This is a genomic window from Pseudofrankia sp. EUN1h (genome assembly GCF_001854645.1).
In the GTDB taxonomy this organism is placed as follows: Bacteria; Actinomycetota; Actinomycetes; order Frankiales; family Frankiaceae; genus Pseudofrankia; species Pseudofrankia saprophytica.
The window spans coordinates 21,739-35,973 of the sequence record NZ_MBLN01000055.1; the positions used below are offsets into that span (position 1 = coordinate 21,739).

Annotated in this window: 10 protein-coding genes and 1 pseudogene; 6 read left to right on the forward strand and 5 right to left on the reverse strand. The window is 74.7% G+C overall.

What is annotated here, in order from left to right:
- Positions 1-123: 123 nt before the first annotated feature.
- Both BCD49_RS19425 and BCD49_RS19430 read right to left on the reverse strand, forming a co-directional pair.
- Complete coding sequence (locus BCD49_RS19425) at positions 124-2,520, reverse strand: glycosyltransferase family 39 protein (protein ID WP_007518167.1); 2,397 nt, start codon at positions 2,518-2,520, stop codon at positions 124-126.
- A gap of 259 nt (positions 2,521-2,779) precedes the next feature.
- The gene (locus tag BCD49_RS19430; protein ID WP_007518165.1) at positions 2,780-3,409 is read right to left on the reverse strand and encodes a DinB family protein; all 630 of its coding nucleotides are present in this window, start codon (positions 3,407-3,409) and stop codon (positions 2,780-2,782) included.
- A gap of 322 nt (positions 3,410-3,731) precedes the next feature.
- Between BCD49_RS19430 and BCD49_RS19435 the strand changes: the two genes are divergently transcribed.
- Positions 3,732-4,478: a response regulator transcription factor gene (locus tag BCD49_RS19435; RefSeq protein WP_007518163.1), complete on the forward strand. Its 747-nt coding sequence runs from the start codon at positions 3,732-3,734 to the stop codon at positions 4,476-4,478.
- Positions 4,479-4,560: 82 nt separating this feature from the next.
- A complete protein-coding gene (locus tag BCD49_RS19440) occupies positions 4,561-4,947 on the forward strand; it encodes a response regulator transcription factor (RefSeq protein WP_007518162.1) in 387 nt (128 codons plus the stop codon).
- Between the two features lie 159 nt (positions 4,948-5,106).
- On the opposite strand, the gene BCD49_RS19445 is transcribed toward BCD49_RS19440, so the two are convergent.
- From BCD49_RS19445 to BCD49_RS46420, 3 genes and pseudogenes are all read right to left on the reverse strand, one after another.
- Positions 5,107-7,575 carry an FtsX-like permease family protein gene (locus BCD49_RS19445; protein WP_241832360.1) on the reverse strand — a complete coding sequence of 823 codons (2,469 nt, stop codon included), beginning with the start codon at positions 7,573-7,575 and terminating at the stop codon, positions 5,107-5,109.
- A gap of 3 nt (positions 7,576-7,578) precedes the next feature.
- Entirely contained in the window at positions 7,579-9,591 is a 2,013-nt protein-coding gene (locus BCD49_RS19450; RefSeq protein WP_007520514.1) for a sensor histidine kinase, read from the reverse strand.
- A gap of 40 nt (positions 9,592-9,631) precedes the next feature.
- Positions 9,632-10,300 (reverse strand): annotated as a pseudogene (locus tag BCD49_RS46420) (ABC transporter ATP-binding protein); the annotation flags it as partial.
- Between the two features lie 581 nt (positions 10,301-10,881).
- Between BCD49_RS46420 and BCD49_RS43630 the strand changes: the two are divergent.
- The 4 genes from BCD49_RS43630 to BCD49_RS19470 all read left to right on the forward strand — a co-directional run bounded on the left by BCD49_RS43630 (position 10,882) and on the right by BCD49_RS19470 (position 14,192).
- The gene (locus BCD49_RS43630) at positions 10,882-11,049 is read left to right on the forward strand and encodes a hypothetical protein (RefSeq protein WP_007520510.1); all 168 of its coding nucleotides are present in this window, start codon (positions 10,882-10,884) and stop codon (positions 11,047-11,049) included.
- Positions 11,050-11,251: 202 nt separating this feature from the next.
- Positions 11,252-11,923, forward strand: coding sequence for a hypothetical protein (locus BCD49_RS19460; RefSeq protein ID WP_232793918.1), 672 nt, complete (start codon positions 11,252-11,254; stop codon positions 11,921-11,923).
- 284 nt (positions 11,924-12,207) lie between these two features.
- Positions 12,208-12,828: a TetR/AcrR family transcriptional regulator gene (locus tag BCD49_RS19465; RefSeq protein ID WP_007518389.1), complete on the forward strand. Its 621-nt coding sequence runs from the start codon at positions 12,208-12,210 to the stop codon at positions 12,826-12,828.
- A 221-nt stretch (positions 12,829-13,049) separates the two neighbouring features.
- The gene (locus tag BCD49_RS19470) at positions 13,050-14,192 is read left to right on the forward strand and encodes an acyl-CoA dehydrogenase family protein (protein ID WP_007518387.1); all 1,143 of its coding nucleotides are present in this window, start codon (positions 13,050-13,052) and stop codon (positions 14,190-14,192) included.
- The last annotated feature ends 43 nt before the right edge of the window (positions 14,193-14,235 follow it).

Here is a 14,235-nt window from a genome sequence, read left to right on the forward strand (position 1 = left end):
GCCCGCCGTGGCCGGACGAGCACGGCGGGCATCGCGGATCTGCCAGCGCCAGCACCGGCCCGAACGCCGGCGTCAGAGCCAGAGCCATGGGCAACGGGCCACGGGCCGGCCTCAGCGCCGACCTCAGGTCACCGTCGTTCCGCCGTTGCCCGTGCCGCCACCGCTGCTCGTCGCCCCGTCAGGGTTGGTAGTCAGGTCATAGACGGTGACGCCGTCGACCGTGGAGGCGGTGAAATTCTGCTGGACCCACGCGGTGATCGCGGAGGCCTGCTGGCTACCGCCGTTCCCGCGCCCGGAAAGCCCACCACCGATGAAGTAGTGGATCTTTCCGTCGGCGACGTACTTCTGGAACTGCGCGAGTGTGGGCGACGGGTCGGTGCCATTGAAGCCACCGATCGCCATGACCGGCTCATCGGCCGCCAACTGGTACCCGGCGGCGTTGTTCGAGCCGACGGCGGCCGCGGACCAGGTGTACGCGGAGCTGTTCTGCTTCAGCAACGCCACCAGGTCCGCGCCCGGGTCGGTCGCGCCCAGCAGGCCGCCCATGCCGCCGCCCCCGCCGGGGAACCCACCGCCGCCCTGACCACCGGTACCCCCCTGACCACCGGTACCCCCCTGACCACCGGTGCCGCCCTGGCCACCAGGGAAGCCTGGTGTCCCGCCACCGAGACCACGGCCGAAGCCGCCACCGGGTGCCGTGCCGCCTTGCCACGGGAAGCCGCCCTGCCCCTGTTGTCCCTGACCTTGCTGCCCCTGACCCTGGCCCAGTTGGCCCTGGCCGCCGGGAAAGGCGCCGGCGGCGGGACGAGCGTTCCGGCCGCCGGCCGCCGGGCCCGCGCTCGGGAGCGCGCCGGTGTGCGGCGCATCCGCGGTCGCCAGCGCGTAGCTGGTCGGACCGAGCAGGCAGCCGACCAGAGCCAGACCCGCGACGGCGAGACCCGCGCGAGCCGGCATCCGGGACACGCCCAGGAGCAGCACCGCGCCTGCGAGCCCCACGACGAGCACGGCCGGGCGCAGCCAGTCGTGCCAGCCGGCGGTGCGGCCGAGCAGGTGGGCGCACCACCACGCCGTGAGGGCCGTGACAGCGGCGAGCGTGCCGGCGGCCGCCAGGTGCTCGCGGCGCTCCCACAGCGCCACCGACCCCATGCCGACCAGCGCGCCGATCGCCGGGGCGAGCGCGACCGTGTAGTACGGGTGGAAGATCCCCTGCATCTGGCTGAAGACGATGCCCGTCACCAGCAGCCAGCCGCCCCACACCAGGAACGCCGCGCGCGCCCGGTCGGTGCGGGGCGCCCAACGCGGCTGCCGGGCAGCCTCGTCGCCGGCCGCGGAGGGCACCGACGGCGGCGTGGCCCGCCACGTCACCCACAGGCCGGCGACGAGCAGCGCGAGCGCGGCCGGCAGCAGCCAGGCGACCTGGCCGCCGATCTCGCTGTTGAACATCCGGCCCCAGCCGGTCTGGCCCCAGCCGCCGCCGGCCGTCGGTGGGCCGAACACCCGTCCGGCCGCGCCGCCGGCGCCGCCGCCGGGACCCCCGCCCACGCTGCCTGTCTCGTCGCCGGTCAGCCGGCCGAAGCCGTTGTAGCCGAGGGTCAGCTCCAGGATGCTGTTGTGCTGGGAGCCGCCGATGTACGGGCGGGCCGACGCCGGAACGAGCTCGACGACGGCGATGTACCAGCCGGCCGAGGCGACCAGCGCGAGGCCGGAGAGCAGCACGTCGCGCACCCGCCGGCCGATCCCCGTCGGCGCCGCGACCAGGTACACCGCGGCGAGCACCGGCACGATCAGGAACGCCTGCAGCATCTTGGTCAGGAAGCCGAACCCGACCAGCACGCCGGCGAGCGCGAGCCAGCGCGCGCTCGCCCGCTCGACGGCCCGCAGCGTGGCGTACGCGGCGCCGATGAGCAGCAGCACCAGCAGCGCGTCCGGGTTGTTGAACCGGAACATCAGTACGGCCACCGGCGTCGTCGCGAGGACGAGCCCGGCGATCAGGCCGGCGGCCGGGCTGAAGGCCCGCCGGACGGTCGCGTAGAGCAACCCGACGGAGGCGACGCCGCACAGCGCCTCCGGCACCAGGATGCTCCACGAGCTCAGCCCGAAGATCCGTACCGACAGGCTCATCAGCCACATCGCGACCGGCGGCTTGTCGACGGTGATCGAGTTGCCGGCGTCCGAGGACCCGTAGAAAAGCGCCTTCCAGCTCTGCCCGCCCGCCTGCGCCGCCGCCGAGTAGAAGGCGTTCGCCCATCCGGACCGGCCCAGCCCCCACAGGTAGAGCACCGCCGTCGCCGCCAGCAGCGCGAGCAACGCCGGCCGGGCCCACCGCGGGTCGTCCGGCCGCCCCCGAGCGACCCGCGCGAGCCGTCCTCGCCACCCCTGGCCGCCGTCTCTCAGGCCGGGCTGCCCCGCCCGATCGGCCTGATCCGCGGCTCCCGGCTGGCCGACCGGTTCGTCCAGACCCGTCGGCATGGCCGGAGCGACCATGGCGGTGGCGCGCGACATCGGCTCGTGCGTTGTCATGTGTTCAGGGTCGCCGGGGCGGCTGTGGTTTTGCTGAACGAGTTCCTAAACGCTGCCAGCAGCCCGGGCGACGCGGCGTGCCGTCCGTCGGCCCCGGGCGTCGCCCTCGCCGGTCCCGCGCGACGCCGCTCCATGATCCGGTGAGATTTTCCGACCTCTGGCGCCGAAGATCCCACCAGATCATGGAGCGGGTCCACCGGGGCGCGCGAAGGATCGGCGCCTCCCGGGGTCCGCGCGATCGGGCGGGGGCCCGCCGGGGTCAGCCCATGGTGCGGGCGCCGTCGAGGGACTCGCGGATGATGTCGGCGTGGCCGGCGTGCTGGGAGGTCTCGGCGATGAGGTGCAGGAGCATGCGGCGGGCCGACCAGCTCGCGCCCGGCTCGAACCAGGGCGCCTCCGGCAGCCGGTGGCCGGCCCCGAGGTCCGGGATGCCGGCGATGATCTCCTCGGTGCGCCGGGCGACCTCCTCGTAGCTCGCCAGGACGTCGGCGAGCGTCTCGCCCTCCACCAGGCGGAACTCGGTGTCACGCTCGCTGAAGCCGTTCGCGAACGCGTCCGCGCCGCGCAGCACGAAGTCCAGCCACCGCCTCTCGGTGAGCGCGACGTGCTTGACCAGACCGCCGAGGGTCAGCTGGCTCACCGTGGTGCGGGCGGCGGCCTGCTCGTCGGTCAGGTCCTTCGTGGTGAAGCGCAGGAAGAACCGGTGGCGCGCCAGCGTCTCCAGCAGGTCGGTGCGCTCGTCGGCGAGCGCGGGGGCGCCGACACCGACCGCGCCGACCTCACCGACCGCGCCGACCTCACCGGTCGCGGCCTCGCCGGCGCCGGCGGGGTCGGCGGCGCCGACCTCGAGGGTGGCGGTGCCGGCGGTGGTGCTCGTGATGGTCGCCATCGTCGCTGGTCCTTCCTGTATGTCCTGCGCCTGTCGGGAGATGACGTCCGACGCCGTGGGATCAGCACGTTCCCGAGGCCCGGGGGCTCCGCCGCCGTCGTCGTCAGAACCGACGCTAGAAGCGATAGCGGCCAGATCCTGTCCTCAATCGACCGGGATTTTCGAGCGACGTGATTTCGGACCAGATCCCGCCGCGCCGGCCCGCGCGCTACCCGGAGCAACACCACCCCTGGGCCGATTTCGGCGCTCCGTCGCCGACGAGACATATGTCCGCGCATGGGCGACCGCCACGTCGACGCGATCGTGCGCTTAGGGTTAGACGGTGGCCATCCGAGTACTGCTCGCCGAGGACGATGCGCTGCTACGGCATGGCCTCGCCACCCTGATCGAGCGGACCGACGGGGTGGAGCTGGCCGGCGCCGCCACGGACCGGCCGTCGGTGGAGCAGGCCGTCCGCGAGCTGTCCCCGGACGTCGTCGTCACCGACATCCGGATGCCGCCGACGCGTACCGACGAGGGCATCCAGGTCGCCGCCTGGCTGCGCCGCGAGCATCCGCACGTCGGGGTCGTCGTGCTCAGCCAGTTCGCCGAGGCCACCTACGCGCTCGCGCTGCTGGAGGGTGGCTCCGCCGGGCGGGCGTACCTGCTCAAGGAGCGCGTCGCCGGGCTGGACGAGCTGCTGCGGGCGATCCGCGCGGTGGCGGCCGGCGAGTCGGTGATCGACCCGGCCGTCGTCGAGGGCCTCGTCGCCGCCAACACCCGGCGCACCCATTCCGAGCTCGACCGGCTGACGCCGCGAGAGCGCGAGGTGCTCAGCCACATGGCCCAGGGCTGGAGCAACGCGGCGATCGCCGCGAGCCTGGTGCTCTCCGAGCGCGCGGTCGAGAAGCACAGCAACTCGATCTTCGCCAAGCTGGGTCTGACCGACGAGCCGGACCTGAACCGCCGCGTCAAGGCCGTCCTGCTCTACCTGCACTCGGGGCAGCAGAGCACCGCCAACGCCCCGGACGGATCGTCGAGCGCCCGCCAGACGCGCCCCGGCGCCGGCCGCGCGGCCCGCGGCGGCTGAAGCAGCGGGGGGGTTAGCCACACCCCTCGACTTGGGTGGTCGCATCCTGGGTTAGAACGGGACGGGCGGACACACTGAATTCATGACCTCCCCCTCCGCCGTCTCGGTCCTTGTCGTGGACGACCAGCGGCCCTTTCGCCTAGCGGTACGCGCCGTCGTCCGGCGCGCGCCGGGATTCGTCCTGGCCGGCGAGGCGGACACGGGCGAGGCAGGTGTCGCCGCCGCCGAGTCGCTACGCCCGGACCTCGTCCTGATGGACGTGAACCTGCCCGGCATCGACGGCGTCGCCGCCGGCAGCCGGATCCGCGACGCCGACCCGCATACCGTCGTGATCCTCTGTTCCACCTACGGCAAGACCGAGCTCCCGGCCACCGTCGCCGAGAGTGGCATGGACTACCTGCACAAGGCGGATCTCGCGCCCGCCGTCCTGCGCGCGCTCTGGGAACGCCGCCCCTTCGACGGCGACTGACCCCAGCCAGCAGCCACCAGTTACCGGCTACCGCCCACCGGCCACCTGTCGCCGGCGGACAGCCCGCGCCGCGGCCGCCCCGCCCTCCGACCGCCTCCTAGGTCGCCTCTGACGGCCTCCGGCCACGCGAGGCTCCGCCATCGTCGCGTGGCCTTTGGCCTAGCCGGACCGCGAGTGGACCGAGGGCCGCAGCCAGGCATTGCGCGGAGCCGGGACGAGAGCGGCGAGCGCTCCGATGACCAGCGCCGCCGGCGGCAACATCAGCAGCAGCCCGCCCGGGAACGCGGCGTCGCCCCCGACACCGGTCGCGCTCGCGATCTCCCACCACACCAGGCGCCCGACCCCGAGGCCGAGGGGAATCCCGACGCCGACCGCGCCGAGCGCCGTCACGCAGGCCGCCGTCACCGCGGCCGCGGCCGTCTGCGCCGGCGTGCTCCCGAGCGTGCGCAGGACGCCGGCCTCGCCGGCGCGCCGGCGCCAGCTGGTCGTCACCGAATGGACCAGCGCGATGGCCGCGAGGCCGCCGAGCACCATCTGGAGCACCTCCGGCAGCCTGCCGATGCCGCCCAGGTTCGCGACCTCCGTCGGCGGCTGCCGCGGTGCCACCTCGTACTCGTCGCCGAGGTCGCCGACGAGCGACGCCACCGGCACGCCGTCGGCGGCGGTGACCAGGCCGTCCCACCAGGGTGCCGTCCGTTGGGTCCGTTCCAGCACGCCCGGGTCGAGCAGCAGGTTGTCACCGAGCCGTTCGCCGCCGACCGGCGGCCCGAGGCCGATGCCGACCACGGTGACCCGTGCCCCGTCGCCGTCGCCTGGGCTGGGCGCGAGGTTGAGGACGTCGCCGACCTCGACGCCGAGGTCATGGGCGGCGTGCGTTCCGACCACCGCCTCGCCGGGGCCTCGGCCAGTTCGCCCGGAGAGCATCGTCCAGCCCTGCTGGCCGGTGGCCGAGTGGACGGCGTACGCGGTGACCTCCACGCAGCCGGGACCCGGCCTCGCCGCGGGCGCCGCCCGGCTCCCCTTGCTGGGGCCCTCATCGGCGGTATCCGCCGGGTCGCAGCCGTCGCCCGCCAGCACCGTCGACCGGGCGACCAGGCTGACGGCGGCTATCCAGGGGTCCACCTTCAGCCGCGCGACGATGTCGGGCCGGGCATCCAGCAGGTCGAGGTCGGCGGTCCAGCCGTAACGGCTGGGATCGCGTATGAGCCGGTCGATGCCGTGCGCGACCGTCGCCGCCGCCACCAGCGCGGCCACCGAGATCATGGCGGTGATGACCGATGGGCGCCGGCCCGACGACGGCCGGTGTCCGGTGAGCGCGAACCGCGTGCCCACCCACAGCCAGGCTGGGCCCGCCCAGGCCGGGCCGGGGCTCAGCCAGCTGGCCCGCACCGGGCCGGCGGCGCGCGCGGCCCCGGTGGCGGCCCGGCCGCGGCCGGCGCGCGCCGCCGACCAGCCCGCGAGGGCCAGGACGACGCCGATGGCGGCCACCGCGGTGATCCCCGCGACCGCGAGGTTGGGCGTGTAGCCAGGATGGGGTTCCAGGTCGGCGAGCGGGCCGATCGGTTCCAGCCGGCCGGCGAGCAGGGGCCCCGTCGCCGCGACCAGCCCGGCGAGCGCCGCCGCCGGGACGGCCGCGAGCACCCGCGCCGCCGCCCTGCCGGCCGGCGTCACGCCGAGCACGGCCTCGATCCGCTGCTCGGTCAGCCGTGCGTAGTGATGGCGCCCGAACGCCACCGCGGCGGTGGCGAGCCCGGTCACCCCGACGACGACGGCGAACGCGACCAGGCCGGTCAGCAGCACCCGGGTCGTGGCCCCGACCCGGGCGTCCGAGTCGGTCGCCGGATGCTGCACCTCCAGGAGCGGGAACTCGGCCGCCTGGGGGTCCTGCTCGTCGCCGGCCGTCGCCGCGGCGCGGGCGAGCGCCGTGTCGGCACGGGCCACCGCGTCCGGCGCCGACACCAGCTTGATCATGACGGTGATGCCGACGGTGGCGATGTCGCCGGCGACGGCGGGCGAGAGCAGCAGCGGTGTCTGCTGGGCCGTCGCGCCGGCCATCCGGACAAGGCCGGTCACCCGCACCGTGAACCGTGCCCCGTGCGGCGTCCCGAAGCCGGTGTCGAAGTTGAAGTAGTCGTCCCTGGTCAGCGCCCGCAGGGTCAGGACGTCGTCGACCTTGACCCCGAGTGACCTGGCGGTCCGCTCGTCGAGGACCGCCTCCGCCGCGTTCGGGTCGTAGTTCCGGCCCTTCACGACGACCGGCGTGTACACGCCGACGTCCGAGCCGACCGGGTGGCCGGCGAGCATCCCGAGGTACACGACGCCCGGCCGGTTCTCCACCCGGGCCKCGGACGCCGCGGTGACCCAGACGGACTGCAGGCCGGGTACGACCGCCGCGGCCCTGGCCGCGAGCCCCGGCCCGGCGGGCACGGTGATCTGCAGATCCGGCACGGCGGTCGCGCGTTCGAGCCGAGCCGGCGCGGTCCCGGTGCGCCGGGTCAGCGCGGCCGCGCCGCCGACGACCGCGCCGACCAGCCCGACGAGCAGCCCGAGGGCGACCAGGCTGGGCCAGCGGCGCCGCAGCTGCCCGAGGGCGATCATGCGGACGGCGCCGAACACCGGGGCTGCCATGTCTCAGCCGCCGTTCCGACCGGGCTCGCCCGGCACCGGCGTCGCGCGCTCGTCCGGCTCGGCCGCGCCGGCAGGAACGCCGCCCGTCAGCGCGTCGCCGCCGCCTGTGGTCGCCGGCCCGCCAGCGGCTGTCGCCCCGCCAGCCGCCGAAGGAGCGACGGCCACCGACGCGACCGCGGCGACCGAGTCCGGGGCGCCATCACCACGGCCGGCAACACCGGCACCGGCACCGGCACTGACGCTGGCACTGGCGGACGGGGTCACGCGACCGGTGGAAGGAGCGGCGAGGCCGCTGGCGACGCTGCCCGTGTTGTCGGCCAGCGGGACGACGCCGTCCAGCCGCACGCCCGCGGCCGGCGCCGACTCGATCACGAGCGAGCCGCCGATCGCGCCGATCCGGTCGCGCATGTTCGTGAGGCCCTGGCCAGCGAGCCGCCGCCGTGGGTCGAAACCGGGGCCATCGTCGGCGACCGTGAACGCCAGCGCGTCCTCGCGCTCGGTCAGGACGATCTCCACCTGGCTGCCGGGCGCGTGCTTGGCGGCGTTCTGCAGTGCCTCCAGGCAGCAGAAGTAGACGGCCGCCTCGACGTCCGGCCCGTGCCTGCCGACGCCGTCCGTGGCCAGCCGCACGCCCAGCGGGGAGCGAGCGGCCGCGGCCCGCAGCGCCTCGGTCAGGCCGGAGGAGCGCAGCAACGGCGGGTAGATGCCCTGCGCGAGGTTGCGTACCTCGGCGATCGCGGCGCTCACCTGCTCGGCCATCTCGCCGATCAGCTCATCGGCGGCCTCGGCGTCCTCGGTGACCAGGTCGCGCACCAGCCGCAGGCCGATCGCGAGCGATACCAGCTGCTGCTGGGCGCCGTCGTGCAGGTCCCGCTCGATCCGGCGCCGCTCGGCGTCGGCGGCGGCGACCAGCCGGGCCCGGGACACCCGCAGCTCGTCGTTCACCCGGCGCAGGTCGACCAGCGCATCCCGCAGGTTCGCGTCGAGCTGCCGGTTGTGCAGCACGGCGCCCAACCGGGTGCCGAGCTCGGCGAGCAGCCGGTCCTCGGCCTCGCTGAACCGCGGGTCGTCCACCGTCCGCTCGACGACGAGCAGGCCGAGCAGCGCGCCGCTGGCCCGCGCCGGGACGACGCGCAGCTGGGTGCCCGGCCGCGCCCAGACCAGCCGTGGCACCCACAGCGTCAGCCAGCCGGGACCCGCCACCCTGGCTCGCGACAGGGCTACCAGGTCTCCGGCGGACAGGGTGAGCGTGCCGCCCGGCCGGCCCCGGCCCAGGCCGTTGTCGACGCGCTCGGACCCGCTGCCCTGGTTGGCCGCCGCCGCCGTGGCCGTGGCCGCCGTGGGTGTGGGCGTGGCCGGCGGCGGATCGAAGGACCGGCGCGGCGGGGGCTCCGGCAGCACGACGGCGGCCGTGAGCCGTCCGCCGGCCCCGGTCCAGATCTCGACGCGGCGAAGCGTCAGCGTGCGGCGCAGCGCGTCGGCGAGCTGCACGAGCGCCTGTTCCAGCGGCACGTCCCGGCTGGTCTGCTCGCCGAACGTCGCCAGCACGTCGTCGGGCCGGAATCGCCCGCCGCGCACGGCTCGGCGGGCCGCGCGCCTGGCCGGTATCCGCAGCGCGACGCTGAGCGTCGCCGCGGTCGCCGCGCTCACCAGGACGGGCATGAGGAAGCCGGCCCCGTTGTCGGCGGGGATCCGGCCGAGCGCGACCACCGAGGCGGCGAGCGCACCGGCCCCGACCAGCGCGAACGAGGCGACGTCAGCGCCGAGAAGCAGCACCTGCTCCGCGTGCCGCCGTGGGCCGCCGAACCAACCGGCGACCGTGCCAGCGACGGGCAGCAGCACCGCCGCCGCGATCGGCAACCACCAGGGCGGGTAGCCGGCGCCCAACAGCCGCGGCACGGCGCACAGCGCGGCGATGCCGGCGGCGGCGAGCACGGCGGCGATCAGCAGCAGGCGCCGCGGCCGCGGCGTCGTCTCGCGCGCGCCCGGCGCCGCGGCGGGCGGCAGCAGGCTCACCGGCGCACCTCGCCGCGTCCAGGCCGTCCGGTMATGGCAGGTCCTCGCGGACGGACGGGCTCTCGACCTGGCCGTCGCGCATGGTCACGATCCGCTGCGCGCCGGCCGCGACCGCGGCGTCGTGGGTGACCATCACGATGGTCTGGCCCCGCGCGTGCAGCCTGGTGAACAGGTCGAGCACCTCGGCGGCGCCGGCGGAGTCCAGCGCGCCCGTCGGCTCGTCGGCGAGCAGCAGCGTCGGGCTCCCTGCGAGCGCCCTGGCGATGGCGAGCCGCTGACGCTGGCCACCGGACAGCGTCGCGGGCAGCGCCTCGGCTCGTTCCAGCAGGCCGAGCACGTCGAGGAGGTCCTGCGCGCGGCGGATCGCGGCACGCCGGCCGAGACCGGCGAGCCGCGCGGCGAGCACCACGTTGTCGGCCGCCGTCATGCTCTCCAGCAGGTGGAAGAACTGGAACACCATGCCCACGTRCCGGCGGCGCAGCCGGGCGAGCCTGGTCTCGGACAGCTCGCCGAGCGCCTGCCCGGCGACGACCACGGAGCCGTCGTCCGCGCGCTCCAGCCCGGCGATGACGTTGAGCAGGGTGGACTTGCCGCTGCCGGACGGACCCGTGACGGCGACGAACTCACCGGGCCAGACCGTGAGCGACGCCCCGCGCAGCGCCTGGACCGGGGCCACCTCCGCGTCGAAGGTCCGGTGCACGCCGACCACGGCGACGACCGGCTCCGACGAGGGCTCCCACCGCTCGGGGCCGCCCGCCGGGTCGTCGGCGACGCCCTCGGCGCGGGTGTGCTCGGCGGGGATGCCCTCACCGGGCGTGGGCGCGGCAGGCGTGCCCGCGCCACCTGGACCGGCCGAGCCCTGGCCCGTCGCGATCGCGCCGACAGCGGTACGCATCCACACCCCGTCTCCCCGGCCCAGCTCCCGCACCTCGCGACGGCCGGCGTCGCGTTCCCATGTTCCCAAGGACGTCCGCCTCCGGGGGCGTGTTTCCAACCGCATGATCGCGCCCCTGGCGGGCTGGCAGGCCTGGTCCGGACAGCGCGGATCACCCCGTAGTTCGGGGACACCAGGATTCCAACGTGTTCTCGCGCCGAGGGGAAGCGGGATAACCGCCCCACCTGGGTGGTGCTGGCCTCCCCGGCGGCTCGCTGGCTGGCACCGTCGCTCCGCGGTGCCGCGCTGACGCACAGTCGTCCCGCTGCCCGCTGCCCGCTGAGCCCATCGGCGCACGGCCGGCAACGAACGGACCACAGCGACTTCCGCCCCGACGTCTCAACGAGGAGACCGCGATGACCAGCACCAGCCCGACCACCTTCCCCTACGGCGACGTCACCGCGGTGCCCGCCGCGGGCAAGGTCGCCTCGACCGGCCAGGACCCCTCGGCCGCGGGCGCGGACGTCAGCACCGACGACGCCGCGGACCGGACCACGGCCGACGCCGTCAGCCGCGCGGCCTGACCACGTCCGAGGGGCACTCCTGGGCGCCGCGGCATCGAGGCGCCCACACCGGGACACGAGCGGGCTATTGATCGGGTATTCCGCATCCGCGACGCTTCGTACACAGTCGTGCGCCAAATACCAGAGTGGTCTGTCAGCAGTCCGACCGTTTCTCGCCGCGATTCACCTGAATGAGCCGAGCACACTTGGGGATGTGCAAACCATGGCCCGACACCGAGTCGACTCCCGGACCGCCCCGCGGGTAGCCACCGCCGCGCCCCACCGCCGTTCCGGCGGTCGGCACGCGGCTCGCCCCGCGACCCAGGCGACCTCCCGGGCCGTGGTTGCGCGGCGCATCGCCATGCCCGCGGCCACGGTCGCGGTCGCGAGCGTGGTCACCATCGGCGGCGCCGTCGCCTTCGCGACCAGCTCGCAGGGCGCCACCAACGCCACGCACGCGACCACGTCCATCAGCAACGCGCCCACCGGCGCGACGGCCCCGAACAGCGCGCCGCCGGCGGCGGGGGCCGTCGGCGCCGCCTCGGGCGCGGCCCAGCCCACCGCCGGCGCGGCGGTCGCGCCGTCGCCCGCGGACGCGGCGGCGATCACTGCCGCGATCCGGTCGAGCGAGCTGACCAGCCTGGTCTCCCCGACCTCCTACGAGGTCGCCGACATCGAGATCGCCGGCAGCGACCCGAACTGGGCGCGGGCCGAGCTGACGCCGGTCACCGCCGACGTCGACCGCGCCTACGGCGTGCTGCGTCGGACCGCGTCCGGCTGGCAGCTGGCGCAGCTCGGCAGCTTCGAGGTCGGCTGCACGCTCGTGCCGCCCCAGGCCCGCGCCGACCTGGCGCTCGACTGCCCGCCGCCCTCGGCCACGACCTACAGCGCCTAGGCCGGCCATCACGTAGGCCGACGGGGCTCGGCCGACCGGTCACCTGACCGGTCGGCCGATTCTCTGTTCCCCTGACGGCTGGTCCCCTGACGTCTGGTCCACTGGCTGCCGGCGGCGTCCTCGGCCGGCGAGGGCCTTGGCCCGACGCCACAGCGCCATCCGAGATCAACCCATCGTTACCGGTGTCGGGATTTCCATCCCGGGATGACTACCAGGCCCGCCCGATCCACGACCAACAGTGCGCGCTCACAACGAACGCGCGTTTTGGCAGGCAGACTGGGCTGATGGCATTGCGCAGTCCCGCCGCCGGGCGCCGTCGCCAGCCGGAGGTCACCCGGGACCGGCTGCTCGCCGCCGCCGTCGACCTGTTCGCCGAACGGGGTTATGACGGCGTTCGCGTCCGTGACATCGCCGACCGGGCGGGGGTGACCACCGGCGCGATCTACTCGCACTACCCGGACATGGCCTCGCTGCTCGCCGACGCCGCCGGACGGGCCGTCGACCATGCCGTGCAGGCGGTCGCGCACGTCGGGCACGGCGAGCTCGGCGACGCGCTGCTGGCCGCCGCCACGTCGACCGCGGCCGGCCGTCGGCTGTCCCGCGAGCAGGCGCTGCTGCTCGAGGCCATCGTCGCCGCCCGCCGGGAGCCGACGCTACGCAAGGCGCTCGGCGAGGTGCTGCGCGAGCGGTTCGAGCTGGTGCGCGGCGCCATCGAGCAGGCGCGCCAGGACGGCGAGTTACGCGACGATCTTTCCCCCGACGCCGTCGCCTGGTTCCTCTACCTGGCCCCGATCGGGTTGCTCACCGGCCGGGCCGCCGGACTGGCCGGCCCCGATCTCGACGAGCTGCGCGCGGTCTTCGAGGCCGTCGTCAGCGGCCTGCGCATCCCGCCGGCGGCCAGCTGAGCCGAGCGCCTCGCGCCCCGGACCTCCCGATCGCCTCGCGCCCGGCGGGAACCGGGGCATGCGTGCCCCCGCCGATCAGCCGATCAGCCGATCACGAGAATCGCATAACAGTTGTTAGCTATCGTCTAGTCCGCCACTGTCCAACGAGGCCGGGCGCGACGCGGCGCGCGGCCTCGGACGGCCGCCGCGCTCCGGCGGCCGGCGGGTACTCGGAGGAAATCATGCGGCGCACCCTGTTCGGCGAGGAACACCTACTCCTGCGGGATGCGTTCCGCGCCTTCCTGGCCGAGCACGTGACGCCGTACCACGCCGACTGGGAGAAGGCCGGGATCGTCGACCGGGCGGTCTGGACGGAGGCCGGCAAGCAGGGCTTCCTCGGATTCGACGTTCCCGAGGAGTACGGCGGCGGCGGGCAGGACGACTTCCGCTACAACGCCGTCGTCACCGAGGAGTGCGGGCGGGCGGGCACCACCGGCCTCGGCTACGCGCTGCACAACGACGTCGTGGCGCCCTACCTCATCAAGCTCTGCACCGACGAGCAGAAGCGGCGCTGGCTGCCCGGCTTCTGCTCCGGCGAGATCGTCACCGCGATCGCGATGACCGAGCCGGGCGCGGGCAGCGACCTGCGCGGCATGCGGACCTCGGCCCGCCGGGACGGGAGCGACTGGCTTCTCTCCGGCTCCAAGACGTTCATCACCAACGGCATTCACGCCGACCTCGTGGTCGTCGCCGCGCGCACCTCCGAGCTGAAGGGCGGCCGCGGGCTCTCGCTGTTCGGGGTGGAGCGCGGGATGCCCGGCTTCACCCGCGGGCGCAACCTCGACAAGGTCGGGATGAAGGCGCAGGACACCGCCGAGCTGTTCTTCGACGACGTCCGGGTACCGGCGGCGAACCTGATCGGCGAGGAGGGGGCCGGATTCCTGCACCTCGTCGGCAACCTGCCCCAGGAAAGACTCTCGGTCGCGGTGCTCGCCGCCGCGTCGATGGAGGCGGTGCTCCAGTACACCGTCGAGTACTGCAAGAGCCGCAAGGCCTTTGGCCAGTCGATCGGCAGCTTCCAGAACAGCCGGTTCCTGCTCGCCGAGCTCGCCACCGAGACCCAGGTGGTACGCACCTTCATCGATCGGTGCATCGAGGAGCTGGTCGCCGGCAAGCTGACGGCCGAGGACGCGGCGATGGCGAAGTGGTGGTCGACGGAGCTGCAGGTCAAGCTCATCGACCGTTGCCTGCAGCTGCACGGCGGCTACGGCTACATGACGGAGTACCCGGTCGCCCGCGCCTACCTCGACGCCAGGGTGCAGACCATCTACGCCGGCACCACCGAGATCATGAAGGAGATCATCGGCCGCGGCCTCGGGGTGTGACCCGCGCTGTGTGAACGACCCTCACGTGCACGAGCTCGGCCGG

Coding starts and splice junctions, on each gene's coding strand:
- BCD49_RS19465 (WP_007518389.1), top strand. CDS start 12,208: ATGGCATTGCGCAGTCCCGCCGCCGGGCGCCGTCGCCAGCCGGAGGTC.
- BCD49_RS19430 (WP_007518165.1), bottom strand. CDS start 3,409: ATGGCGACCATCACGAGCACCACCGCCGGCACCGCCACCCTCGAGGTC.
- BCD49_RS19425 (WP_007518167.1), bottom strand. CDS start 2,520: ATGACAACGCACGAGCCGATGTCGCGCGCCACCGCCATGGTCGCTCCG.
- BCD49_RS43630 (WP_007520510.1), top strand. CDS start 10,882: ATGACCAGCACCAGCCCGACCACCTTCCCCTACGGCGACGTCACCGCG.
- BCD49_RS19460 (WP_232793918.1), top strand. CDS start 11,252: ATGGCCCGACACCGAGTCGACTCCCGGACCGCCCCGCGGGTAGCCACC.
- BCD49_RS19470 (WP_007518387.1), top strand. CDS start 13,050: ATGCGGCGCACCCTGTTCGGCGAGGAACACCTACTCCTGCGGGATGCG.
- BCD49_RS19440 (WP_007518162.1), top strand. CDS start 4,561: ATGACCTCCCCCTCCGCCGTCTCGGTCCTTGTCGTGGACGACCAGCGG.